This is a genomic window from Chitinophagales bacterium (assembly GCA_020636535.1).
In the GTDB taxonomy this organism is placed as follows: Bacteria; Bacteroidota; Bacteroidia; order Chitinophagales; family JADIYW01; genus JADJSS01.
Genome location: JACJXT010000011.1, coordinates 1288323 through 1312443, shown reverse-complemented (window position 1 = coordinate 1312443; position 24121 = coordinate 1288323). Strand labels below are relative to the sequence as shown.

At 28.8% G+C, this 24121-nt stretch carries 27 protein-coding genes; 11 read left to right on the top strand and 16 right to left on the bottom strand.

Translation table 11 applies throughout. The features are described 5' to 3' along the window. Nucleotides 1-58 precede the first annotated feature (58 nt). Genes H6553_06020 through bioB form a run of 3 tightly spaced genes read right to left on the bottom strand, consistent with a single transcriptional unit; the run spans nt 59 to nt 2833 of the window. Entirely contained in the window at nt 59-808 is a 750-nt protein-coding gene (locus H6553_06020) for a type II restriction endonuclease (protein ID MCB9033374.1), read from the bottom strand. Continuing rightward, nucleotides 801-1835, bottom strand: a complete 1035-nt coding sequence (gene dcm, locus H6553_06015) for a DNA (cytosine-5-)-methyltransferase (GenBank protein MCB9033373.1) — start codon at nt 1833-1835, stop codon at nt 801-803. Before dcm ends, H6553_06020 begins: the two co-directional genes overlap by 8 nt. Nucleotides 1836-1849: 14 nt before the next feature. Further along, nucleotides 1850-2833 carry a biotin synthase BioB gene (gene bioB, locus H6553_06010; GenBank protein ID MCB9033372.1) on the bottom strand — a complete coding sequence of 328 codons (984 nt, stop codon included), beginning with the start codon at nt 2831-2833 and terminating at the stop codon, nt 1850-1852. Between the two features lie 410 nt (nt 2834-3243). Between bioB and tnpA the strand changes: the two genes are divergently transcribed. Further along, nucleotides 3244-3678: an IS200/IS605 family transposase gene (gene tnpA, locus H6553_06005; protein ID MCB9033371.1), complete on the top strand. Its 435-nt coding sequence runs from the start codon at nt 3244-3246 to the stop codon at nt 3676-3678. A gap of 25 nt (nt 3679-3703) precedes the next feature. Here tnpA and H6553_06000 read toward each other — a convergent pair whose 3' ends face one another. Next, complete coding sequence (locus tag H6553_06000; GenBank protein MCB9033370.1) at nt 3704-4183, bottom strand: DUF4296 domain-containing protein; 480 nt, start codon at nt 4181-4183, stop codon at nt 3704-3706. Between the two features lie 37 nt (nt 4184-4220). Between H6553_06000 and H6553_05995 the strand changes: the two genes are divergently transcribed. Further along, on the top strand, nt 4221-4913 hold the full coding sequence (locus tag H6553_05995; GenBank protein MCB9033369.1) for a YggS family pyridoxal phosphate-dependent enzyme: 693 nt from the start codon (nt 4221-4223) through the stop codon (nt 4911-4913). A gap of 11 nt (nt 4914-4924) precedes the next feature. Here the strand turns inward: H6553_05995 and H6553_05990 are convergent, their stop codons facing one another. Together H6553_05990 and H6553_05985 are read right to left on the bottom strand one after the other, a co-directional pair. After that, nucleotides 4925-6205, bottom strand: coding sequence for an FAD-dependent oxidoreductase (locus tag H6553_05990; GenBank protein ID MCB9033368.1), 1281 nt, complete (start codon nt 6203-6205; stop codon nt 4925-4927). Nucleotides 6206-6282: 77 nt separating this feature from the next. Further along, nucleotides 6283-6786 carry a hypothetical protein gene (locus tag H6553_05985; GenBank protein ID MCB9033367.1) on the bottom strand — a complete coding sequence of 168 codons (504 nt, stop codon included), beginning with the start codon at nt 6784-6786 and terminating at the stop codon, nt 6283-6285. Between the two features lie 30 nt (nt 6787-6816). Here H6553_05985 and H6553_05980 point away from each other — a divergent pair, with 30 nt between their 5' ends. From H6553_05980 to H6553_05970, 3 genes are read left to right on the top strand one after another with little or no spacing between them, the layout of a single operon-like run. Next, complete coding sequence (locus H6553_05980; GenBank protein ID MCB9033366.1) at nt 6817-7782, top strand: acyl transferase; 966 nt, start codon at nt 6817-6819, stop codon at nt 7780-7782. A 57-nt stretch (nt 7783-7839) separates the two neighbouring features. After that, entirely contained in the window at nt 7840-8097 is a 258-nt protein-coding gene (locus H6553_05975; protein ID MCB9033365.1) for a UPF0175 family protein, read from the top strand. Beyond that, nucleotides 8090-8575, top strand: a complete 486-nt coding sequence (locus tag H6553_05970) for a DUF3368 domain-containing protein (protein ID MCB9033364.1) — start codon at nt 8090-8092, stop codon at nt 8573-8575. Before H6553_05975 ends, H6553_05970 begins: the two co-directional genes overlap by 8 nt. A 10-nt stretch (nt 8576-8585) precedes the next feature. Here H6553_05970 and H6553_05965 read toward each other — a convergent pair whose 3' ends face one another. Then, nucleotides 8586-12044 carry a hypothetical protein gene (locus H6553_05965; protein ID MCB9033363.1) on the bottom strand — a complete coding sequence of 1153 codons (3459 nt, stop codon included), beginning with the start codon at nt 12042-12044 and terminating at the stop codon, nt 8586-8588. A 148-nt stretch (nt 12045-12192) separates the two neighbouring features. Here H6553_05965 and H6553_05960 point away from each other — a divergent pair, with 148 nt between their 5' ends. The 3 genes from H6553_05960 to H6553_05950 all read left to right on the top strand — a co-directional run bounded on the left by H6553_05960 (nt 12193) and on the right by H6553_05950 (nt 13635). Then, complete coding sequence (locus tag H6553_05960; GenBank protein MCB9033362.1) at nt 12193-12765, top strand: nitroreductase; 573 nt, start codon at nt 12193-12195, stop codon at nt 12763-12765. Next, nucleotides 12765-13217: a hypothetical protein gene (locus tag H6553_05955; GenBank protein MCB9033361.1), complete on the top strand. Its 453-nt coding sequence runs from the start codon at nt 12765-12767 to the stop codon at nt 13215-13217. Before H6553_05960 ends, H6553_05955 begins: the two co-directional genes overlap by 1 nt. A gap of 82 nt (nt 13218-13299) precedes the next feature. Beyond that, the gene (locus tag H6553_05950) at nt 13300-13635 is read left to right on the top strand and encodes a DUF2853 family protein (GenBank protein ID MCB9033360.1); all 336 of its coding nucleotides are present in this window, start codon (nt 13300-13302) and stop codon (nt 13633-13635) included. A gap of 81 nt (nt 13636-13716) precedes the next feature. Here the strand turns inward: H6553_05950 and queG are convergent, their stop codons facing one another. From queG to H6553_05905, 9 genes are all read right to left on the bottom strand, one after another. Further along, nucleotides 13717-14643, bottom strand: coding sequence for a tRNA epoxyqueuosine(34) reductase QueG (queG, locus tag H6553_05945; protein ID MCB9033359.1), 927 nt, complete (start codon nt 14641-14643; stop codon nt 13717-13719). 160 nt (nt 14644-14803) lie between these two features. Beyond that, nucleotides 14804-15808, bottom strand: a complete 1005-nt coding sequence (locus tag H6553_05940; protein MCB9033358.1) for a zinc-binding dehydrogenase — start codon at nt 15806-15808, stop codon at nt 14804-14806. Nucleotides 15809-15812: 4 nt separating this feature from the next. Next, nucleotides 15813-17012, bottom strand: coding sequence for an aspartyl protease family protein (locus H6553_05935; GenBank protein ID MCB9033357.1), 1200 nt, complete (start codon nt 17010-17012; stop codon nt 15813-15815). A gap of 31 nt (nt 17013-17043) precedes the next feature. Then, the gene (locus H6553_05930; protein ID MCB9033356.1) at nt 17044-18207 is read right to left on the bottom strand and encodes an alpha/beta hydrolase; all 1164 of its coding nucleotides are present in this window, start codon (nt 18205-18207) and stop codon (nt 17044-17046) included. Between the two features lie 45 nt (nt 18208-18252). Then, nucleotides 18253-19152 (bottom strand): ceramidase domain-containing protein, encoded by a 900-nt coding sequence (locus H6553_05925; GenBank protein ID MCB9033355.1) that lies wholly within the window; start codon nt 19150-19152, stop codon nt 18253-18255. A gap of 72 nt (nt 19153-19224) precedes the next feature. Beyond that, nucleotides 19225-19971, bottom strand: a complete 747-nt coding sequence (locus H6553_05920) for a hypothetical protein (protein ID MCB9033354.1) — start codon at nt 19969-19971, stop codon at nt 19225-19227. An 82-nt stretch (nt 19972-20053) separates the two neighbouring features. Further along, complete coding sequence (locus H6553_05915) at nt 20054-20596, bottom strand: hypothetical protein (GenBank protein ID MCB9033353.1); 543 nt, start codon at nt 20594-20596, stop codon at nt 20054-20056. Continuing rightward, on the bottom strand, nt 20596-21087 hold the full coding sequence (locus H6553_05910; GenBank protein ID MCB9033352.1) for a DUF456 domain-containing protein: 492 nt from the start codon (nt 21085-21087) through the stop codon (nt 20596-20598). The genes H6553_05915 and H6553_05910 overlap by 1 nt, the downstream gene beginning before the upstream one ends. Beyond that, on the bottom strand, nt 21088-21696 hold the full coding sequence (locus H6553_05905) for a DUF4230 domain-containing protein (GenBank protein ID MCB9033351.1): 609 nt from the start codon (nt 21694-21696) through the stop codon (nt 21088-21090). A gap of 284 nt (nt 21697-21980) precedes the next feature. On the opposite strand from H6553_05905, the gene surE reads away from it, so the two are divergent. The 3 genes from surE to lpxB are packed head-to-tail and all read left to right on the top strand — an operon-like array spanning nt 21981 to nt 24094. Next, nucleotides 21981-22754, top strand: a complete 774-nt coding sequence (gene surE / locus H6553_05900) for a 5'/3'-nucleotidase SurE (protein MCB9033350.1) — start codon at nt 21981-21983, stop codon at nt 22752-22754. Next, the gene (locus H6553_05895; GenBank protein MCB9033349.1) at nt 22747-23031 is read left to right on the top strand and encodes a hypothetical protein; all 285 of its coding nucleotides are present in this window, start codon (nt 22747-22749) and stop codon (nt 23029-23031) included. Before surE ends, H6553_05895 begins: the two co-directional genes overlap by 8 nt. Before the next feature lies 1 nt (nt 23032). Further along, nucleotides 23033-24094, top strand: coding sequence for a lipid-A-disaccharide synthase (gene lpxB / locus H6553_05890; protein MCB9033348.1), 1062 nt, complete (start codon nt 23033-23035; stop codon nt 24092-24094). The last annotated feature ends 27 nt before the right edge of the window (nt 24095-24121 follow it).

The window sequence follows — 24121 nt, the reverse complement described above, 5'->3', positions numbered from 1 at the left end:
TTTTCTTTCCGTTGTTTTAAATAATATTATATACTTTGGTTGATGTTCATTGCTTGGTTTATTTGTCATCAAATAACTCTGCTGGATTTATTTTAAACTGCAACATATTTGCTGTAGCTCTTCCATTGTCTCCTCCTTTTCTTTGCATAGTAATTCTACCAATTTTGATATTTCCTTGTTTTGTAATTTCTATATTTCCGTTGCCAAAATGATTTAAACAAAAATTCATAGGTCTTAAAATCCATCTTGGATTTTCTTTAACTTTTTGAGCAACTAGCATCCATTCTGCAGAAAATTGACCTCTACCTTTTAAAATATCAGATACGATTAAAGATTTATTGCTATTTAACCAATTGAGTATATCTTCTTGTTCTTCTGAAGTAAACTCATTAATAAACATTCTTCGATTATCTTTTGGATATGAAATATTAGGTTTAGTTTCTCCAGTATATAATTTTAGTAAATTAGCTATTTCAATAGGTATATTCCACATTTCTATATACTTATCTACCCATCTTTTATCTATTTGATTAAAGCCATTGAGATTGCTTACTAACTTTACTTGTATATTTTGGACATCAATTGCTTCTTTAAGTTTAATCGTAATTTGAACTTGTACATCTGTTTTATATCCGCTTAATTTAATTGCTTTTACATACTCTATCTCTTCTAAGACATATTCCATTATTAAAAGCCACTGTTGAGCATCTTTATCCTTTTGCCAATTATTAAACTTAAATACAATATCATCTTCATTTGCAAAACCATTTTTTGCTGTTTTAGAACCTTTTAGTTGTTCTTTACGCATATTCTACTTTTTTAATATTCGGCTGCACTTCATCTGCTTTCAATATTTTGCTTATTTCTACAAGAATATACTGTAAAACATTTATAGAAACACTATTTCCAAATTGTTTATATGCTTGTGTATTTGAAGAATTAATAATAAAATTTTCTGGAAATCCTTGTAACCTAGCACATTCTCTTGGTGATAACTTTCTAATTTTGTCTTCAATTAAATACAAACCAGTTTTAGCACCAATACCTCCACCATAAGCAGATAGCGTAATAGCATGACCCAAAGTATGATAAATCCGTTCGCCTTGTCCACCTTTATTTACTTTTCCGATTTGAATAGGTTTATTCACTAACGCTTTATCTTCAAAAAGTGAGTTTGTTATTGCATACTTTTTATAAATTTCAATATCGTTTCTTTCAATTATTTTGGCATTTATTGGTTTATCCTCTAAAATATCTTCTAAACAAACTTGTAGATTTGGTGGAATAGGGAATTTAAAGTTGCTTGAATTAATTGAATTATGGAATCCTACAATATAAACCCTTTCTCTATTTTGTGGAAGTCCAAAATTACTAGTATTTAATACTTTTAAAAATACATTATAATCTAAACTTTCTAGTGTATTTTTTATTGTTTTTAATGTTTTACCTGAATTGTGCTTGACTAAATTTTTTACATTTTCTAAAAATAAAACTTTAGGTTGGTGATAATTTACAATTCTTGCTATATCAAAAAATAGAGTACCTCGTGTATCTTCAAAACCTTTTTGTTTTCCAGAAATTGAAAATGCTTGACATGGAAACCCAGCACATAAAATATCATGTGTTGGAATATCTTGTTCTACTATTTTAGTAATATTTCCAAATGGTTTAAAATTAAAATTTTCTTGATAGGTTTTAGCTGCATATTTATCCCATTCCGAAGCAAAAACGCAAGTAGCACCAAAAGCATCTAAAGCCAAATGAAATCCACCGATACCTGCAAATAGGTCAATAAATTTATAGTTTTTAAGTGTATTTTTATTGATTGGTATCATTCTATTAATTAAAATTACACCTCTTCTACTACTGGTTCTTCTTTAAATGATGCTCTTGGTTGTAGTCCGAGTATATCAAACATAAGTTGGTCGTCGTTATAATCTGGATTTGGTGTAGTTAAGAGCTTATCTCCTGCAAAAATTGAATTTGCACCAGCCATAAAACACAATGCTTGTTCTGCCATAGACATATCCATTCGTCCAGCAGACAGTCGTACTTGTGTAGTTGGCATAACAATACGAACAGTAGCAATCATTCTAAGCATATCCCAAACTGGTACTTTTTGCATTCCTTCTAATGGCGTTCCTTTTACAGCCACCAAAGCGTTAATTGGCACAGATTCAGGATATTGTTCTAAGTTAGCTAAAGTATGAATCATATTAATTCGTGCATCATCGTTTTCGCCTAAGCCAATAATTCCACCACTACAAACACTAATACCAGCTTTGCGAACATTGCCAATGGTATTTAATCGGTCTTCATAGTTTCTTGTAGTAATGATTTTATCGTAGTTTTCTTCATCTGTATCTAAGTTGTGATTATATGCATATAAGCCAGCTTCTTTTAATCGCTCGGCTTGATTTTCCGTAAGCATTCCCATCGTACAGCAGACTTCTAAACCTAAGTCGTTTACGCCTTTTACCATTTCAATCACTTTGTCAAAATCTCTATTCTCTCTAACTTCTCTCCACGCTGCACCCATGCAAAATCTGGTTGAACCATTATCTTTTGCTTCTTTTGCTTTATCAATTACTGTATTTACATCTAACAATTTGTGAACACCAACACCTGTTTGATATCTTGCTGCTTGTGGACAATAAGCACAATCTTCTGGACAACCACCAGTTTTCACAGATAAAAGCGTACACACTTGCACTTCTCCTACTGTATGATATTGTTGATGAACTGAAGCTGCTTGTAGTATTAATTGCATCAATGGTTGATGATACACTTGCTTGATGTATTCTACATTATTGTTTGAACTGTTATTTATCATATCTCTAAAGTAATTAATGCCAAAATAAGCATTCCGAACATTAGGAAGAAATTTATTTTGAAGTTTTTATTCAAAAATCAATACTGCTTAATATTTAATTAGCACCTACTTTTGTCTTGATACAAAAGTAGCAAAAAATCAAGACTGCAATATCTACCTGTTGGTAGACAGGAATTCTTAACGCTCGAACTGCTTAAAAAAGCTAAAAATCTTGAAACTCACTTTATATTTTTTAATTTGAGATTGCCACATTTTTTCGTTCCTCAAAAATTCGCAAAGACGATGTTGATTTATTTTCACTATAAAAAGTATAATTAATTTTTAGGTCTTTTTATTGGTCTCAAAAATAGTTAAAACTATGCACTTTAGTGCATTTCGCTTTAGCTTCTAAAAATGTTTACTTTTGTAGTATGGAATACCAAAGGGTCAATGGTCATAGCATATCACGGCTTACAGTACATATTGTTTGGGCTACAAAATATAGATATGCAGTATTGGAAGGAGATATAAAAGTAAGGTGTAGAAGTCTTTTGATGCAAATATGTGAAGCAGAAGATATTGTAATATTGAAAGGAGTAGTATCCAAAGATCATATTCATATGCATATAGAATATCGTCCATCACAATCAATAAGTAGCATGGTAAAATTATTGAAAGGACGCAGTTCACGAAAAATACAGATAGAGTTTCCAGAGTTAAAGAAGAGATATTGGGGTCGTCATTTTTGGGCAATAGGTTATGGTTGCTGGAGTACAGGTAATATAACAGATGAAATGGTAAATGAATATTTAGAACATCATAGGAATCCAAATACGAACTCAAATGATAATTTTATAATTGAATAGAGAAGTACTGTCCGAAATAGGACTTTCAGTCCGTAACAAAACTATGGACTTTTAGTCCATAGTGGTTTATTTTTCTTCTACTTTCTTTGAATTGTTCTAAGTATTCTTGTGATTTTTGTTGTAAGATACTATCATTTGTAATTGGTTCTACAATTTTTTGTATCGTATCTTGTATCTGCGTTTTTCCAGTAGCCAATAAAACACTATCTATCTGATGAATAGAATCTTGCACTATTTTTAATAGTTTTTGATACTCGCTTGGATTTTGCTCATAGTAGTTTAGCGTGTAATAAAATGAGGTAGTATCTATATCATAGTGTTTTAAAATATCTAGATAAATACTATCTCTCATAAACGATTTATGCTTAATTAGTTGTGGTTCTGTATTGTATTGTTGAAGATAGGCATAGCTTAAAAAACCATCTAACATAACTTTAACCATGTTTTCTTCTGAAACTTTTTTATTTTTACATGCAATAACGCTTGGCAATAGTAGAATTGCCATTAGCATAATTACTAATTTTTTTATAGATTGAAGCATTATGACAAACATAAAAGCATTAACAGAATTAACCAAATATTGTACTGAAAATAATGTTGATTTGGTTGCAGTTAGTAAAACAAAATCGGTTGGCGATATTCTAACAGCGTATAATCATGGACAAAAAGCTTTTGGCGAAAATAAGGTACAAGAGTTGGTTAGCAAATATGAAGCATTGCCTAAAGATATTCAATGGCATATGATTGGCAATTTACAAAGCAATAAAGTAAAATATATTGCTCCATTTGTGCATTTAATCCATTCTGTAGATAGCTTAAAATTGGCATTAGAAATTAATAAACAAGCTGAAAAAAACAACAGAGTAATTGATGTTTTATTGGAAGTTCATATAGCAGCAGAAACAAATAAAATTGGCTTTAGTGAAGAAGAATTAATGGCTCTTTTAGAAATTAATGCTTTTGATGCACTTAAAAATATTAATATTATTGGTGTGATGGGAATGGCTACTTATACTCAAAGTAAAGTTTTAATAAAAAATGAGTTCAATCATTTAAAATATATTTTTGATGAATTGAAAGCTAATTATTTTACTAATGATGATTTTAAAATTATTTCTATGGGAATGAGTGGTGACTACGAAATTGCTGTTGCTTGTGGTAGCAATATGATTCGTATTGGAAGTACTATTTTTGGTGAGCGAGAAAGAAAAAAGAATAGTTCTGTTCCTATTTAATTTTTTGTTTACTAATAAACAGCTTCTTCTCTTCTGCTTTTTTGTTTAGATAATACATTTTGATGTATGTGTTGTGCTGTTTCTCTTCCACTTCTTAGTGCAGATTCCATAGTTCCAACTGCAATTCCATCTCCTGCAAAAAATACATTATATGCTAATGGTTTTACAAATTCTACTTTATCTAGTATAGGTTGAAATGGCATTGCATATTTTATATGATAAGTCTTAATATGATTCCAATCTTGTACTTGTAAACCAAACCAATTGGCTAATTCAACTTGTACTTTAGTTACCAATTCATCATCATCAAAATCGTGTGGCTTTACAATGTTTACTGCTATAAGATGCTTGCCACTTGGTGCATAATTGCTGTGTAATAATGTAGGTATAAATATGTGATTGACGATACCTTTTCCCTCTCCATTCAATAATACAATTGGTTTAGAAATTGGTGCTTGATTGCTTTCAAAATAAATAGTACTTACATGTGTACTTTCTACAGTTAATGATTTTGTAGGATATAATTTATTAGCACTTAATGTATTAGTAGCTATAACTACGGCTTTTGCTTTAAGGAAATTGCCATTTTCAAAAATAACACCATCTTCGGTTACTTGCTTAATTTTTGATTTTATACGAATTGATGCTGGATTTAATTGCTTACTAATTGCTTCTGCTATGCTACCAATACCATCTTTAGGCAAGGCAATTTGGTCGGCAAACAAAGATTTTAAATATAGCTTTGCAATTTTAGACGACGATTGTAAATTCCAATCAAAGATATTTGCAGCCATCATTGGTCGGAAAAGTGTATTTATGGTTTGTTGCGAAAATCCACTTTTCTTTAAAAACTCATAAGTAGAAGTATCTTTTTCTTTTACTAAAACATTATACGGTGTTGCTTTTAGTTTTACAAATAAGCTAAACATGCGTAATTTATCTTTTAAGTTAGCATTTTTAGCAATTGCTGTTGAAAAAGTATCTATTGTTTTATACAATGGATTCGTATACACATAAAAACTATCTTCATATCGCAATAAATATCCTGGATATAAGTTTTTAAGTTGTAAGTCTTTTAGATTAATAATCTTTTTAAGCTCTGTAGTAGAATGATGGTAATAATGTGTTCCTCTATCTAAAATAAAACCATTTATTTTTTCGCTTTTAGCCCTTCCACCAATAAATGGCGAAGCTTCAAATAGCTTTACATTATAACCTTGTTGCTGTAAATAATAAGCACAGCTTAGTCCAGCATAACCACCACCAACAACTATGACATCTAAGGTTTCCATTGAAAACAAATTTATTAGTTTTCAATGTTAAGTCAAGTTTTAGCATTTTATGAATATATTACCTCTATGTTAATAGCTTAAGGAAAGTATCTTGGCAATTTTGGTGTGGTAATGGTATTGCTATAATTACCCGCTCTATCTTTAATTCTAATATTCATTGTAACGGTATCTCTTATTAATCCTGGTGCAAGCTGATCTCTTAAATCATACTCAGATTCATCATAAATAGAATTAAGTCTAATTTTTATCTCTCCAGAAATATCATCTGTAGTACCATTATATGGAACATTTGGCAAAACAAATGCTTCTGTCAAAGGATTAGTAAATGAATAAACCGTTTCTATAAATAAATTTAAAGTAGGATCATCATTAGTATCTTTTCCGATATCTCCATCTCCATCTGTAAAAGTCAACAACAAGAAACCACTATCATCTACAATATATTCACTGCCTGTGTAATCGAAAGCTTTGAATGCAATTTCTGGAACATCATCATACACTGGTTGTTTAAAGCATGCTGTTGCCAATATTGCTATCAACAATACTATGCTTAAAATTTTTATGTTGCGTATCTTTGTCATGTGATTGATAGTACAAATTTAAAACAAAAAATCATTAATATAGACAGAAATTCGTTTGATGCTGTTGCATTATCACTTTTTAACTATCAGTATCAACATAATTTGGTGTATCAACAGTTTGTAAATTTGTTAAATATTAATATTTATTCGATTAAAACGATTGAGCAAATTCCATTTCTGCCTATTACTTTTTTTAAAAGTCGACAAATTATAGATACTACACAACAAGTATCAACTATATTTGAAAGCAGTGGTACTACACAACAAAATAACAGTCGACATTTTGTAGCAGACACAAATTGGTATCAACAAATTAGTCAACAATTATTTGAAACGCAATTTGGTAAATTAGATGATTGGATTGTTTTGGCATTGCTTCCATCGTATCTAGAAAGAGAAAATAGTTCTTTGGTATTTATGGTTGATTATTTTATCAATCAAACAAAAAACAATATTTCTGGATTTTATTTATACAATTACGATGATTTAAATACGGCTTTGCAAACTGCAAAAAAAGCAAACAAAAAAGTATTGTTGCTTGGTGTAAGTTTTGCTTTATTGGATTTTGCAGAACAGTTTCCGCAAGATTTATCTTTTTGTACGATTATGGAAACTGGTGGTATGAAAGGCAAGCGACCAGAAATGACAAAAGAAGCACTACACCATATTTTAAAAAATGCATTTCATGTTACTCGTATTTATTCTGAATATGGTATGACAGAAATGCTGTCGCAAGCGTATAGTTTTGAAAAAGGTATTTTTAAAACAAGTGCTACTTTAAAAATTTTACTACGCAATATTACTGACCCATTTGAAGTTTATAGCAAAGGAAAAGGTGCTTTTAATGTAATAGATTTAGCCAATATACACAGTTGTAGTTTTATTGCTGTTGATGATATTGGTGCAGTTTTTGAAGACGAATCGTTTACTATTTATGGACGATTACAAGATGCACCAACTCGTGGTTGTAATTTAATGTTGGAAGATTATAGGTGAAGAAATATGCTTTACATTATCAATATATTTAATTAAATTTGTTACAAATGTTTTATAATGGTAGATACAATTTCAATAAATTATCCTGAGTCTTTGGCATTTTCTTTAAAGATGAACAATAAAGAATTTCAGAATGAGATGAAAACTATGTCGTTGATTAAACTTTATGAATTAGGTAAAATCTCTTCAGGTACTGCTTCTGACTTATTAAATATAAGTAGAATTGAATTTATAGAATTATTAGCAAAATATAATGTATCTCAATATCATAAAGGTCTCGAAGATGAACTAATTTCTGATTTTAACAATGCCTAAAATTGTAGTATCTAATACCACGCCAATACTATCTCTACTAAAAATAGATAAACTTGAGTTATTGAAACACTTATATCAATCTTTAACTATTCCATATGCTGTTTATGAAGAAATTGAGTTTGGTAAAGAGAAAATTTACTACAAAGACTTATCAAAAATCGAATGGATTAATATCAAAAAAATAAAAGATAAAAACTCATTGAACTATTTTATTGATCTTGACAAAGGTGAAGCTGAAGTTTTAATTTTATCGAAAGAAATTAATGCTGACTTAGTTATTATTGATGAAATTATTGGAAGAAGATATGCAAAACTAATGGAACTTAATTTAACTGGAACACTAGGTATTCTTTTAAAAGCAAAATCTTTAGGTTTAATAAGCTCTGTAAAATCATTAATTTTAGAACTAGAAAATAAAGGAAATTGGTTTGATAAAAATTTAATTTCTAAAGTACTAAATATTGCAAATGAAGCGTAAGATTTCTCTACTAAAAAATTGCTCGTAGTTGTGCTCTGCCTGTGTTCACTACTTTTGCTGTTCCTGTTTTTCTGCCTTCGTATGCTAAACTCAGTTCTAAGTTACTGCCTAGCATTCTTATAAACTCAAAATTCCACAAGTAGTTTTTGCCATTTTGCAAACCTTCTAAAATAGTATAACTTTTTGTAGTACCATTTTCACCATTATAATTAACTAATACAAAAGAAAATGAAGTATTGAGTGTATTTTTTCCTGCTTTGGTATATCTAAATTCGGTAGTAAGTTTATTCGCTAACATTTTTTCATTACCTAAATTAGCTTTGTTTTTCTTATTGATAAGTTTATATCCTAAGCTCGTTCTAATCATTGTTTTGTAGTTATAAGAAAATTTTGGTGCTATGTTTTGTGTGCGTAAATCGAAATTATTGGCTGGAAAAAATTCTGAAAAATAAGATTGCTTACCAAATAAGTAGTTTAAATTAATAGTATATGATTGTTTTATATTATAGTATGATTCAAAAGAATGTTCATTTCGTTTTCTAGTATCAAAACCATTAAGCAATAAAACTTTGTCTTGTAGTAATTGATGTTGGTACGAAATAGAATAAATTGGATTGCCAGAATTATAAATTAAACCATTTCTTATATTATAATTTAATCCAACAACTGTAGAATCATTGGCTTTAAAAATAAATGGATTGAATGGTTGTACGCCTTTAATTTTTAATGATTTTCTATTGATTTGCAAATACGACTGTACTTGAAATTTTGAAAGAACATTTTTAATTCCTTTTTGGTTGAACCACACTGCTTTTGGTATGAAGCTGATTGCTTGTGTATAACTCGTAGTGTAAGTTCTAATGTATTGATTTAAATCGGTGTACAATTTTACATAGTTAGCACTATCTTGAAACTCTGATGGTACAAACTCGTTGAGTTCTTTAATGCCATTTCCGTTTTCATCAATCCAAGTAAAAAAACCTTGACCAGCTTGCACTTCAATATAAGTAAACTGTTTTACGCGTTCTTGTCCACCACCTAATTCGTAGATAAAATTAGAACGAATAGTTCCTTTAAAAAATCTGTTGCCATATTCAATTCGTCCTAAATAAGTATTTTCTGATGGTGTTTTGGCTAATACAGAATCTTTGACTTGTAAATCTCTATAAGTAAAATTCCATGCTAAATTTTGATTTTTCAGTTGATTGGCTTGACCATTAATCGACAATAAATGAGCTACTGATTGAGCTTTCATTATATTGTCATATCCATTAAAATCATTTCTATATTTATAATTTATAATAAAACTCCATTTATTAGAATCTGGCAATTGTAGTGAAGCACCAATAATATTAAACCTAAAAGAATTATTAATAATCGTATCTGTTGATTTATTTTTCAATAAACTATTTTCTTGTAAATAATTAAACCCAACAGTTAAACCTTTTGCCTTTTCAATAGCATATTTAATGTCCATATTTGGTCTAAAAAAGTAACCTTTATTTAGAGTATCATTAAATGTAAGATGCCTAACATTACTTGTTATTTGCAAATTATAATGATTGTAAGATAATGGAATATTATATTCAAATCCAGTATAATTATTAGGTCTTACATAAGTAGAAAATTTAATTCCTGTTTGCAATTGATGTGGTAAAAACTGATATAGTTCTTCAAAATGAGCAATATGTTCGTCTAAATTAATGGTATTGTTGTTGTTCAAATTCGTATTCCAATCTCTACCAAACTCTACACTTCTATAAGGTTGTACCGAAGCAAAATTGTGTTGCTTGTATTCATAGCTGACTTTAGTTTGTAAGTTATTATTTTCTTTTAAAGTATCATTTCTATTCACATTTAAAAATAAACCATATCCTTTATTTTGTTTTTTACCAATATCTGAAAACAAATTCACATCGTTATTAGACACTGCAACTTCTGCTTGTACTTGCATATTTTTATGCTTGTATCTTGTGCCAACAGTAAACACTTGCTGTGCTTTTGGTGTAATTAACAAAATAACAGGATTGTAATTTCCTTGTGGAATATTGTTAATCGGAGCAACCCATTTATACACTCTAATATTATTGGCATTTTGTACAGCTACATAATTTCCTTTGTTCGTGCCTACAAATGAAAAGTTTAAAAAATAAATAGCACTATCTGGATTAGTATCATAAACAAAAACAGAATCGTAGAATATACCATTTACAGTAGTATCTATTTTTTTGTACTGCACTCTAGTTGGATCATAGCTAACTTCTCTAATACTATTGATATAAGCATCGTTGATATTATTGCCAATAGTAGACAAATATATTTTAGCACTATCGTTTAAATCATTTAAAATAGGTCTGTTTTTTGCGTCTTGCTCTGCATACAACTGTGTATATACTTGAATATTTTTAATATTAAATTCTACGCTATTGGTAATAGTAGAACGAAAATAATTTTGGTCGGTGTATTGAAACTCTACTACAATTCTAGAATCTTTAGTGATTAAAAATCGTGGCATAAATGTAAGTTCACCACTATTATAATCCATAATATAATCGTTCGTCTCTCCTCTTGTCAATTCATTGCCATCAACAAAAACTTTTTCAGAACCAGCCAAAATCACAATAAAAGCTTCGTTGTTATTGCCTACTAAACGATATGGTCCTTGATTGCCTTCTTGACCAAGAAATATGTTTCGTGCAAACTTTCCTCTTGCAATAGCAAAAGCAGTTGCCGTTTTTAAACTCATCTGATTTTTAAAATTAAAGTGTGCATTATAACTAGCACCTTGTAGTTGTTTATTAAATTTTAAAAAATAATTATTAAACGCATTGATACTAAAATCGCCTGCAATAATTTGATGTGGTTGTTTTGTAATCTGAATAAAAATTTTATCAAAATCTTGAATTTGTTGTGTAGTTCCATCTGGTTGCAATGGAATATTTTGATCGGACAATGCTGCTAGAATTTCTATATCGTTGGCAATAGTACCAGACAATCGCAAATCTAAATTTGAGTTTAATGACAAATCTTGATTGCTACCAAACTGTACGCCTCTTGCAAAATTTCCACTGTATTGCAATCCACCAAAATCTAAAAATGAAATTTGTTCTACTTGTTTTGGTTGATAATAAAATGGATTTAAGAACAAAGAATCTTTAGCTATTATCATATTTTTATCTTTATGATAATATTGATCATTAATTTTAACAGGAATTATTCTATATGATATTAATACATTTTTATTACTAATATTATTAAGTCGTAGTGTGTTTAGTGTAGCATTAAAGTCATAATCACTTGGTGATAGTTTTACTTTATCTACAAAAACAGTAAGCGTATTTGGAGTGATTAATAATGAATCTAATGAAATTGTAGTATCATTTTCAACAAAAATAGTTCTAGTTCTAAGGTTATTTAAATGCTCAATAGACAAAGAATCTGCAGCTTTTGAACACCAAAAAAGATTCAAAAAGAATAGTACTAATATGTATGGCTTTAGTTGCACTAAAAGTATAAAGATAAATAATTGACTTTATTGTACTAATCGTAATTTTTCTTAAGTTATTCTCTAAATAAAAGATCCTGAAATAAATTCAGGATATAACTACCTTTGCACTATGAGCAGTATATTACAAATCATTGAAAACCGAAGAACCATAGATCCAGATTTGTTTTCTGGTGAAGTAGTTGCATCATCTATTATAGAACAAATGTTAATTGCAACTAATTGGGCACCTACACATGGATTGACTGAACCATGGCGATTCATTATTTTTACACCTGAAAAAGTGAAAACATTTGGTAAAATGCACGCTGATTTATACCAACGCTTAACACCAGAACATCAGTTTTTGCAAAAGAAATATGATAAGTTATTGCATCGAGCAGATAAGTGTTCACATGTAATTGTTGCTTACAATAAACGAGGTGATAAAAGTAATATTCCTGAATTAGAAGAAATTGCTGCTACAAGTAGTGCTATACAAAATATGTTGTTGGTTGCAGAAGATAATAGTGTTGCTACATTTTGGAGTACTGGTGGTATGACTTATCATGATGAAATGAAAAATATATTTGATTTAAATGATGTAGATCAAATACTTGGTGTTATTTATATTGGCATTTATAATGGAGATAAAATTAATGGTATAAGAAATACTGATTGGAAAGATAAAGTAAAATATTATTAATGCTTAACGAAAAGATTTTACTGCACCAATTTTTAGTAGAAAAAATTACTACAGATATTCACTTACTAGAAACTAATATTAATAGTATTAAAGAAAGTAAATCGAATAGTACTAAAAGTTCTGTTGGTGATAAATACGAAACAGAAACTGCTTTGCTACAAATAGAAGAAGCACAACTACAAAATCAACTACAACAAAAAATAGAACAGTTAAATATATTAAATCGAATTGACTATAATAAAAGCAATACTATTGTAATTGATGGAAGTTTAATTCATACTAATATTGGAAAATTTTATATTAGTATTGGTATTGGAAAATTAAAATTTAATGATGAGCAGTATTTTATAATTTCGAGCAAATCTCCATTAGGATTATTATTATATAATAGAAAAATAGGAGATATTTTTGAATTCAACAAGCAAACTATAAACATAATCAACACATTGTAGATAAGTATTCAATTTATTTTTGTGTATCTAGTAATTTATTTCTAATTTAGACATATAGAATTAAAACTTTAAAGAAATTATTATGAGTAAATTTATCGAAGCAGTTGATGCTAGTCAAAAACAACTTGAGAAATTAGGTGTTAAAGTTGATAGAGCACTGCTAGAAAAAATCGCAAAAGGATTAGGTCCATCTTTGTACAAACAAGATGCTGCATTGGTAGCTTGTGGTCAAGCAACTGAATTAGAAAGAATCAAGAAAAACTTTTTAATTAAAAAATTAGAACTTGCAGATACTGCAAAAACTGAAGAAGGTTTAACAGCAGTTTGCGAGCAAATGAAATCTGAAAGAATGAAAAAAAGACCTGCTTTTTATTATTTGTTAGTAAAACATTTTAGAAAATCTAAGGTTTACGCATAACTCGTTTTTATACCAACTAACTAATTAACTGGAAGTGAGTCTTAAAAAGCTCACTTTTTTTTATTTTGAATTGAATAAGTATTACTTAAGAAAATCAATGTTTCGTTTTAAACCTAAATACTTACTTCTTTTAATTGGTGAATGTTTGAATAGCTGTTTAAAAGCATCTTCAGTAAGTGTTTTCCAGTCATTTTTAGTAAAGTTAAGCCAAGTTTCGAATGGTTCAAATGCTATTTCTTGGTGTGATTTTGAAAAACGGTTCCAAGGACAAACATCTTGACATATGTCGCAACCAAAAATATAATTATTCATTTTATTTTTAAATTCAACAGGTATTATTTCATCTTTTAATTCTATAGTCAGATAGGAAATGCATTTACTAGCATCTAAAATATTATTTGGTAAAATAGCTTCTGTTGGACAAGCATCAATACATTTTGTACAAGTACCACAATGGTTTGTAGCAATAGTTTCATTATAGTTTAACTCAATATCCAATAACATAATAGCTATAAAAAAGAATGAACCTCGTTTTTTATTGATCAATAAAGTGTGTTTGCCTTGCCAACCTAAACCACTTTTATTTGCCCAAACTCTTTCTAAAATTGGTGCAGAGTCTACAAATACTCTAGCATTTACTGCTCCTATTTGCTCTTGTATTCTTTCGTAAATAAGATATAATTTATCTTTTACTATTTTATGATAGTCATCACCATAAGCATATTTTGCTATTTGATAAGTATTTTCATTTTGAATTTTATTTGGATAATAATTATAAGTTAATACTACAACTGTTTTGCAATCGTCTAGTAATAATCTTGGATCTAATCGTTTATCAAAGTGATTAGCCATGTAATACATTTTTCCATGATAATTATTGTTGAGCCAAGTTTCTAAGTGTTGAGCTTCTGTTTCTAAGAAATCTGCTTTAGCAAATCCTACGCTATCAAAGCCAAGTTCTGTAGCATATGATTGTATTAGTTCAGTATATTTAAATTTATTATTCATTTAAAATATTCTAATTGCTAACAGGTGAAAACACCTGTTAGGTGCGTTAATAAAATTATTTATACTGAGATTGCCACATTTTTTTCGTTCCTCAAAAAATTTGCAATGACGATTCTCTCTAATTTTACTAAAAGTCATTTCGTATCCATCATAAAAGAAATTACCAAACAATGCCAATTTTTCCTGTAGTTTTTCTGTTTTCCATGTCGCTATGTGCTTGATAAATATCTTTTGCATCATAGAGTTTTCCTACTTGTGGATTTATTTTTCCTTCTTCTAACAACTGAATAACAGACTGCATACAATATTGTAGTGTAGTTGGTTTATTGTCGGCAATGCGTAACATATTCACGCCAATAATAGATTTACAAGCCATTAATAATTCGGCAGGATGATAAATACCAAATTCTAATGCCATTTTTCCTTTGGTAATTACATTTTTTGCATCAGTAAAAGCTGCTGCACCATAGCCAACTAGTCTTCCACCAGCATTGAGCATTTTGAACGACTTTCTAAAATTTTCAGCACCTATACTATCAAAAGCTAAGTCCATTTTTTCTGTAATGACTTTGCTAAAATCTTCTTCTCTATAATTAACAACCACATCTGCACCTTGTTCTTTCATATATTGCAATTTTGCAGCACTTCCTGCAGTAGCAAATACCTTTGCTTGTTTTAGTTTTGCTAATTGAATTAAAGCAGTACCAACGCCACCAGCACCTGCATGAATTAAAACATTGTCGTTTGGTAAAATATTAGTAGCCACACAAGCAGAAAAATAAGCTGTAGAATATTGTGTTGCTAAGGCAAGTGCTTTTCCAATATCCATGGTACTAGAAATTTTTGCTACAGCTTCTTCTTTTTGATAGACATACTGACTATAACCACCAAACCTTGTGAAAGCCAAAACATGATCGCCGACTTTAAACTGAGTACAATCTTTTCCTACAGCATCTACAACACCAACTACTTCGTAACCAATTATTGTTGGCAAAGGTGGACAGTCTTGATAGTTACCTAATCTTGCACTTACATCTGCAAAATTAATACCAGATGCTTTTACACTAATAGCAACTTCGTCGTTAGCTGGTGCTTTCTTTTCTATAGTTCTGAACTCAAATGCTTTTTCTGGTGTTCCGTTTTTTACTAAATATATTGCTTGCATTATTTTATATTATAGGTTTAATGATGTATTTACATTGATTAATAATATTGTTTCTTTTGTATTTTACTTTTATTTTTTTTCCTACACTTCTGTTGAGCAATGAAGATACATCTATATTGTTTAAATTTTCAACACGAATATTATTTACTTTAAGTATCTCATCATTTTTTTGTAATCCTGCTAAAAATGGAGCAGAATCTTCGGCTATACTTTTTACAAAATAACGGTTGTCTTTTTCATTTATAAATATATTATTTATGAAAAAATCAAATGGTTTATAAGTGTCTTTATGCGTTTTATAATAGATGCAACTATCTGGATATGCGTAGTAAATATCTAACCTAGATAAAACATCATTGCCAATATTTCCATGTATAATATTTGGATTGTATGTTGCATTGTGTTCATAAAAACCAATCACCACATCATGAAATTGTATGTTGCCAAACTGTAATAAGGACAAGCGAGCAATTTGAGCATAAATATCTCCAGAAAGTCCTTCGCCAATCTCTGCATCAATACTATAGTTAATACCAATATCTTTAGGAAATATATTTTTTAATAAAATAGGAATATTAGCTCCGCTATCTAATAATAATCTTACAATAAAAGGTTGTCCGTTTTCGTTGATAATTACAGTTTCTACATAAGCTTTATCATTTTTAATATCTACACTTTGTTTGTAATAGCTTTCATTCACTGAAAAGTTTTTATTGCGAAGTTCTATCAACTTTTTTTTATAGTTGATGTGCATATAAAAATTAGCAAAAATTTCTGCACCAAAAACACCATCGATATCTACACCAAAAAAATCATCTAATTGTAGTACATCTTCAGTGAGTGACAATACTGATAAGCTATCATTTTGCAAGCCATTTAGCTGCAAATTACATTGATGAATTTTTACCATTTGAATACTATCATAAGCACCTAGCCCAGAAATATATAAATTAGATTTAAAAACTAAATCGGTAGAGTCTATTAATTTTGGTTTAACAAAAATAGTATTCTTACTTCCTGAATCAAATATAAAATTATAAGTTTTATTATTAATTATAGGTTTTACTACAATAATTCCATTATGTAATTCAAAAGGAATGTATATTGACCTATTGTTCTTGGTAGTAATACTATAATTATGAGAAAAAGTATTTTTTGTTAGACAAAATATCAATATGAAATATAGTAAACAAATTCGCTTCATTTACTATAAATGTAAGCAAATCTTTTTATACTTATTTACAAACAGGAGTTACTGCGTTAACAGTAGCTGTACCTGATTTAAATTGATTGTTCATAACAGCATAAGTAAAAGTAGAAGTCCACTCTACCATATTATCATAGTTCCAACCACCAGGTCCATGACCACCTTTATTGATATTAATCCAAAAAGTAGGTACTTTGCTTGCCATTTTACTATATATATATTGAGGTCCGTAACCCGTTAATCCACCAGTTCCTTTACTATCACATTTGTACACTTTTCCAACATTAACATGTAGTAATTCATCGCAACTACCAAACATCATTAGCAATGGTGTTTTAGCATTATCAATTATATTAGGATTTAATAAGCATCCAGCTAAAGTAAAAACACCTGCTATGTCTGTATTTACACTAGCTGCTGTTTTATTTGTTGCTCCTGTATTTGCATTTAATGAACCACCTATATTTTTAAGTAAATTATCTTTATCTTCAAAATCATCATAATAGGCAGTATTTAAAGCTGTAATAGCTCCAGCACTTTGTCCGCCAACAAAAATTAAATTTGGATTAATACCTAAACGACTTGCATTTTGCTTAATGTATTTAATTGCAGTTCTCGCATCTTGTGTTGCTCTTAAAACAGCTAGATTAAATTCATCTGTATTGGTTGTTTTACATTGAATTAAATCCAATTCTCCACTAAATCCAATTCTATAGTCAACAGCACAGACAACATAACCTTTTAGTGCCATGCCTTTACACATTTCTTGTATACCATCATCTACTTTCATGGTGAATCCACCACCAAAAAGATAAACAATACAAGGTCTATTGGTTGTATTATCTCCTTTAGGAGTAAGTATATCCATGATTAGGTTCATGCTTTTACCTTTCTGAGTAATTACATCTTTAGCATAGTACTCTGTTGTAATATTAAAATCTTGAAAGACAAAATCTTTGTATTTTACGCCGTTTGGATTATAGTTTACTTTTAAAGCAGGAGCATTAGTATAACTAGTTGGCTTAATTCTATCTGGATTGTTAGGATAATCTATTTGATAAGCTCTTGCTGGTAATTGGTTGGTTGCTTTTTTTAAGTTTTGATCAACTTGAGCAATTTTTTTAGCTAAATCGCAGTTGGTAAAGAATAACACCATTAATAGTGTACTCAAATAAATACTAATCTTTTTCATAAAAGTTAATTTCTACTACAAATATATTAAAAATTATGCCAAAGTTTACTCTGTAGCAACTTCTTCTGGTAAATATTCTTCGCTGCGTACATATAAATACATTAAAAATATGGCTATTGCATTTAAAATATGCCAAAGTGCATGACCTTGAAATACGCTTGTTGGTGAACACAAAACGCTAGTGATGTCTAATATCCATAGTGAGAATGAGAGTAGTAATGTAAAAAAAGATGCTTTGATAAATGCTGTTACTGGCTTTGAGTGATTTAGTTTTTTATATATAAAATAATTACTACCAAAATAAGATAATACTAATATAGGAAATACAATATTAATTGGCATTTTCCATAGATATAGATAAAATGCAAGCATTAATACTAAAGCACAGACAAGTATAAATTTATGAGAACTTCGTAGTGTTTTTTTCCATCTTATTTTTGGAAAGATTTTAAACATATTATACGCAATGGCACTTATTAGTACAAAATACATTCCTGTTTGGTCTACTTTTTGAAAGAAATGCGTTAGTGTTCCGTGATACAAAAAGCTACCAAGACCTAAATATAATGTTGAGCAACCTAATAAGAATGAAAACCCAGGATATCTTGCTACTAAATTATTGATGGACGAGCGTTCAAAATATTTGTGATCGTTTTTTGCAATGCTTATAATTATAAATGCAACTATAATAAATAAAATATTAGACCATGTATTTGATGGTTGTACAATAAGTTGATCAAAACGATTCATTTCACAAAAATCGGTTGCATTACCACCTGCTTGTTTGTAGTTTTCCCAAGGTGATATATATTGATTTAGTTTATAGAATACAAATAGTATTCCGAAGAAAAGTAATCCAATGAAAATAGGTTGTGTAAACACTCTTGGTCGATGAATAGACATAGAGAAATTGTCTTTAAATTTTTCAAAATCTAAAATTGGCATATCATTATTTTTGTGTAGTTCTTATATCACCAAATATAGTGATATACTAGAACTTATAAAAATGAAATTTTGTTATTTATTTGATAAAATTGTTTGTGGTAGATATAAAAAAGAAAGTGTGGCACACATAAGCATTTCGAAATTGTATATACGCATTAAAACTATAGTAGACAAATTAAATAGTAAATAAAATACAAATAATAGTTTATTGTATTTATTAGTAAAAAATCCTACTATAAAACTATATTGAATAATAATTAATAGTGAAAACAATATAAAACTAATTGTTTTGTACTCTACTAAGAAATTGCTTATCGATAATCTGATACTTGATGTTTGATATAAAGCTAAATCGATGTGTTGCAATTGCAATATTTTTTGAAAGTGATTGCTGTCAAAAGCGACACCGTGTTTAATTTTATAGTACGCAGCTATACACAAAACAAAACAACAAAAGTATTTAGCAAACTCTACCATTAGATGAAAGTTTTTTTCTTTCACTATTAGCGGAAATAAACTTAAAAGTATAAAAACAGTTGATTTAGTTTGTGTAACTGAATAAGTTTCTAAACAAAAATGTTGTAGTAAAAACAGTACAAATAAAATAATAGGAAAAATTTTCTTATTGCTATAGATTAATATAAACAGTGCTAAAAACGGAATACTTATATCTATAAGTAATGATAATATTTTATGATTAATAATGAATTTTAAAATACCAAATGAATTTGCTATCCAAAATGTATAACTCAAACCAATGCCTTTTATTTCTGGTTGACATAGTGCTGTGATGTATCTACCTTGATAAATTCTTATCACATAAATAAAAAGAAAAAATACGCACCATATATATAAGTACTGTTTTTTGTTTTTTATTGCTATGTTTTTTAAAAAAGACATTTTAAAATTCGTCTATGGTAGTGGTTAAATTGCTTGGTTGATAATGATTATTTTCTAATACAAATATTCGTTCTTTAACTGTAATTGTATGTATCTTTTCTTTTTTGATACTCGATAAATATCGTTTGAGCCAATTTGGATAATCTTTTATTTCTGCTTTTATATTATATAAATTTTCATAAACACAAGATTTAGTTTTGTCATTCAAAAATCGAGTTCTACTATCAAATGCTTCTGTGAAAATAGGTTGGAAATTGTTTTTCTTCATAGCACTATAATAGCTATACGAATTTTTCACTACTTCTTCTTGCCAATTACTTAGTGCTACAATATTCAATAAACTATCGTTGATGTAAAATTCTCTTTGTGTAATTTGTTGTGGTATATGTTGTGTTCTCGAATACATATCCCAAGTTAACCAAGGAAAACTTTGTATTCTTTTCAACGAAAATATCAATTGAAAAATACAAAATACAATAATTAGAATACTAAGCAGTTTAGAACTTTTCCATAATCGAACAATAAATAATTGATTAAAATTCATTATATGACTGCTTTTACAAAATGAAAACACATAAATAATACTAATATTATTTTAATTCCACTGGTTAATAAAAATCCAATAAAAGAACCAACACCAGATTTAAATGCAGTATTCATATCTTGTCCGTCAATTAATTCGGCAATTATAGCACCTAAAAACGGACAAATAATTAGAGAAATTCCACCAAATGGAGCAAAGAAAATACCTATTAATATACCTACAAAACTTCCTCTGATACCAGCTTTTGTACCACCAAATTTTTGTGTTCCCCAAATTGGAATAAAATTGTCTAATATGGCAATTACAATAGTTAAAACAGCATAAGTAATTAATAACCATTGCGGAATTGCCTCTACTTTGTGTAAGCCAAAATAAGCAATAAGTAAAGCTCCATATGCAATTGGTGGTCCAGGCAATGGAGGCAATACACAACTCACTAATCCAATAATTAATAATATAATTCCAATTGTAATTAATATTGCTGGTTCCATTTATTCTGTTTTTGTGGTGATAGATAAATCTTGTAATGGTTTGCCTTCTACAACTACTTTATATCCAGTATCTTTTGCTAAGTAGTAAATTAAACTAAATAGTTCTCTTCTTTGTTCATCTGCTTGTTGTAACAAATCGCTTGACTTTGCTTTTTCTACAATTAATGCTTTTGCTTTAGCGTTCAATGCACTTAAATCTTTTTCATCAAAGCTATTAAACAAACCATTGTCCATATCGTAGTAAGATAAATTATGATCGACAGACAAAATTTGTGCTTTTGGTAAATTACTAATCGTTATAGTTTTAGTAGCTTCATCAGTAGTAATTTTTATATTATTTAAATCATAACCTACCATTACTTTAGCATCTACTTTTATAATTGCTTTTTTTCTAAATCCAGGAAAATCAATATAATCATAATCACTATAAGTTAGCAACTCAGAAAAATTACCTTCTATTGTCACCATTTTTAAAACTTTCTCAATTTTTTCAACTACAATAGTGCTATCAATTTGACTTTGTTCTTTTTTGCCATCAAATATTTTTAATGATTGATACAACAGAATACCAACCACAACAGCAATTACATATTTTAAGATTTTGTTCATACCACACTAAATTAACCATTTTATAGTATTTTTTTCTCGTATGTTTTTCACTGTAAATATATTAATGGTAAATGACCTTCAATAAATTTAGTAAGAACCAATAAAAAAGCGTAAAAAATATTGTTGTTTGAACGAAGTGAGTTTCAAGATTTTTAGCTTTTTTATGTAGTTCGAGCGTTAAGAATTTATTGCAGTCTTGATTTTTTGTTACTTTTGTATCAAGACAAAAGTAAAATATTGAACAAAAAAGAAGTACGCTCTTTTTACAAAAAAACTTAATACAAATGGAAAAGCCAATAATATTAGTAACCAATGATGATGGAATTATATCGCCAGGAATTAAAGCATTGGTAGAAGTAGCACAAAAATTTGGAGAGGTATTAGTTGTAGCACCAGATAGTCCGCAGTCTGGAATGGGACACGCAATAACGATTCACGACCCATTGCGATTACAAAAAGTAAATATTTTTGATGATATTCCTGCTTATCAATGTTCTGGCACTCCTGTAGATTGTGTAAAAATAGCTATTGATAAATTATTGCATCGCAAACCAGATTTATGTATCTCAGGAATTAATCATGGATCTAATGCATCAATCAATGTAATATATTCTGGTACAATGTCAGCAGCTATGGAAGCAGCTATAGATGGTATTCCTGCTATTGGTTTTTCATTGTTAGATTACTCGTTTGATGCTGATTTTAGTGCTTCAAAAATATATGCAGAAAAAATAATTAGAAATGTATTCAATAATGATTTACCAAATAATTGTTTATTAAATGTAAATATTCCTATTGGAACAGTCGATGAAATTAAAGGCATGAAAGTATGTAGACAAGCCAATGCAAAATGGGAAGAATCGTTTGATGAAAGAAGAGACCCAAGTGGAAAATCGTATTTTTGGTTAACTGGTGTTTTTTCTAATTACGACCAAGGACAAGATACAGATGTTTGGGCTTTAGATAACAATTTCGTATCGATAGTTCCTGTGCAGTACGATTTAACCAATCATCAAGGAATAAGTTATTTAAATCAAAAATGGAATTTAAATGAATAAAGAAATTATTTTTGGATTTTTTATAGGATTAATTGTACCATTGATTGCCTACTTTGCTTTATATTATATGAAGTATGATGATATGACCATGAATGCCTATTTAAATAGTACAATGTCTAAAACATTTATGCCAACCATTATAAAGTTTTGTATTTTTGCTAACTTGCCTACATTTCTTATATTTAATTTTACCAAACGATTTAATTATTGTATAGGAATTTTTATAGCAACGATACTCTATGGTCTGTTGATGTTAGGTGTACGATTTTTCGGATAATATGAATTACTGTTTTGTAGTTGGCGAAGTTTCTGCTGATGCATATGCTGCTGAAATTATAAAATATATACAAGAGCAAGATAGCAACGCTTACTGTTTTGGTTTTGGTGGCGATAAAATGCAAAACGAAGGTTTTATAGCACTACGAAATCTAAATCAATTATCATTCATGGGCTTTGGTGCAGTATTCAAGCATTGGAAAACCATCAAACAAAATTTTAAAATTATACAACAAGCAATACTACAACAAAAAGCAGATGTAGTAATATTGATTGATTATGCTGGATTTAATCTGCGATTAGCAAAATGGTGTAAAAAAAATAATATTAAAATAGTTTATTTTATTTTACCAAAAGTATGGTCTTGGAATGAAAAAAGAATTAAAATACTACAACAATGTGTAGCTATAAATATTGGTATTTTTCCTTTTGAGGTAGACTATTTTCAATCAAAGCATTTAGCAATTCAATATTATGGCAATCCAAGTGCTTATTTTATAGCACAATATAAAGCTCAAAACACGAATCAAAATCAACAAAAATATATAGCACTTTTTCCAGGAAGCAGAAAACAAGAGTTGCATTACATATTGCCAACTATGTTAGATTTTGCTACACAGAATCAACAATATCAATTTATTATAGCAGGAATAAGTAGTTTAAAAGATATATATCCAACTACATTACCAAATAATGTAAGTATTATTTTTGATGAAAATTATACAGTAATGCAACAAAGTAAATTTGCTATTGCTTGTAGTGGAACGGTTTCCTTAGAGTTGGCTTTATTTGGTATTCATCATATTGTAGTGTATAAAACTGGTTTTTGGCATTATCAAATCGGAAAAAGATTAGCAAAAGTAAAATATATAAGTTTACCAAATTTAATTGAAGACAATGTAGTAGTAACAGAGTTAATTCAGCATGACTATAACTTAAAACGACTACAAGAAGAATTTAATATTCACAGCAATCAATCAATATTATTTAACAGCAATGGTATGTATAATGAAAAACTGTATACTCATATATCTCAAAAAATAATTGGACTAGCTAAAAAGTAGAATATTTAAAATAGTTTTATTATATTT

Excerpts from the sequence above, each read along its gene's own strand:
- H6553_06020 (MCB9033374.1), bottom strand. The coding sequence starts at position 808 with ATGCGTAAAGAACAACTAAAAGGTTCTAAAACAGCAAAAAATGGTTTT.
- dcm (MCB9033373.1), bottom strand. The coding sequence starts at position 1,835 with ATGATACCAATCAATAAAAATACACTTAAAAACTATAAATTTATTGAC.
- bioB (MCB9033372.1), bottom strand. The coding sequence starts at position 2,833 with ATGATAAATAACAGTTCAAACAATAATGTAGAATACATCAAGCAAGTG.
- tnpA (MCB9033371.1), top strand. The coding sequence starts at position 3,244 with ATGGAATACCAAAGGGTCAATGGTCATAGCATATCACGGCTTACAGTA.
- H6553_06000 (MCB9033370.1), bottom strand. The coding sequence starts at position 4,183 with ATGGCAATTCTACTATTGCCAAGCGTTATTGCATGTAAAAATAAAAAA.
- H6553_05995 (MCB9033369.1), top strand. The coding sequence starts at position 4,221 with ATGACAAACATAAAAGCATTAACAGAATTAACCAAATATTGTACTGAA.
- H6553_05990 (MCB9033368.1), bottom strand. The coding sequence starts at position 6,205 with ATGGAAACCTTAGATGTCATAGTTGTTGGTGGTGGTTATGCTGGACTA.
- H6553_05985 (MCB9033367.1), bottom strand. The coding sequence starts at position 6,786 with ATGACAAAGATACGCAACATAAAAATTTTAAGCATAGTATTGTTGATA.
- H6553_05975 (MCB9033365.1), top strand. The coding sequence starts at position 7,840 with ATGGTAGATACAATTTCAATAAATTATCCTGAGTCTTTGGCATTTTCT.
- H6553_05970 (MCB9033364.1), top strand. The coding sequence starts at position 8,090 with ATGCCTAAAATTGTAGTATCTAATACCACGCCAATACTATCTCTACTA.
- H6553_05960 (MCB9033362.1), top strand. The coding sequence starts at position 12,193 with ATGAGCAGTATATTACAAATCATTGAAAACCGAAGAACCATAGATCCA.
- H6553_05955 (MCB9033361.1), top strand. The coding sequence starts at position 12,765 with ATGCTTAACGAAAAGATTTTACTGCACCAATTTTTAGTAGAAAAAATT.
- H6553_05950 (MCB9033360.1), top strand. The coding sequence starts at position 13,300 with ATGAGTAAATTTATCGAAGCAGTTGATGCTAGTCAAAAACAACTTGAG.
- queG (MCB9033359.1), bottom strand. The coding sequence starts at position 14,643 with ATGAATAATAAATTTAAATATACTGAACTAATACAATCATATGCTACA.
- H6553_05940 (MCB9033358.1), bottom strand. The coding sequence starts at position 15,808 with ATGCAAGCAATATATTTAGTAAAAAACGGAACACCAGAAAAAGCATTT.
- H6553_05935 (MCB9033357.1), bottom strand. The coding sequence starts at position 17,012 with ATGAAGCGAATTTGTTTACTATATTTCATATTGATATTTTGTCTAACA.
- H6553_05930 (MCB9033356.1), bottom strand. The coding sequence starts at position 18,207 with ATGAAAAAGATTAGTATTTATTTGAGTACACTATTAATGGTGTTATTC.
- H6553_05925 (MCB9033355.1), bottom strand. The coding sequence starts at position 19,152 with ATGCCAATTTTAGATTTTGAAAAATTTAAAGACAATTTCTCTATGTCT.
- H6553_05915 (MCB9033353.1), bottom strand. The coding sequence starts at position 20,596 with ATGAATTTTAATCAATTATTTATTGTTCGATTATGGAAAAGTTCTAAA.
- H6553_05910 (MCB9033352.1), bottom strand. The coding sequence starts at position 21,087 with ATGGAACCAGCAATATTAATTACAATTGGAATTATATTATTAATTATT.
- H6553_05905 (MCB9033351.1), bottom strand. The coding sequence starts at position 21,696 with ATGAACAAAATCTTAAAATATGTAATTGCTGTTGTGGTTGGTATTCTG.
- surE (MCB9033350.1), top strand. The coding sequence starts at position 21,981 with ATGGAAAAGCCAATAATATTAGTAACCAATGATGATGGAATTATATCG.
- H6553_05895 (MCB9033349.1), top strand. The coding sequence starts at position 22,747 with ATGAATAAAGAAATTATTTTTGGATTTTTTATAGGATTAATTGTACCA.
- lpxB (MCB9033348.1), top strand. The coding sequence starts at position 23,033 with ATGAATTACTGTTTTGTAGTTGGCGAAGTTTCTGCTGATGCATATGCT.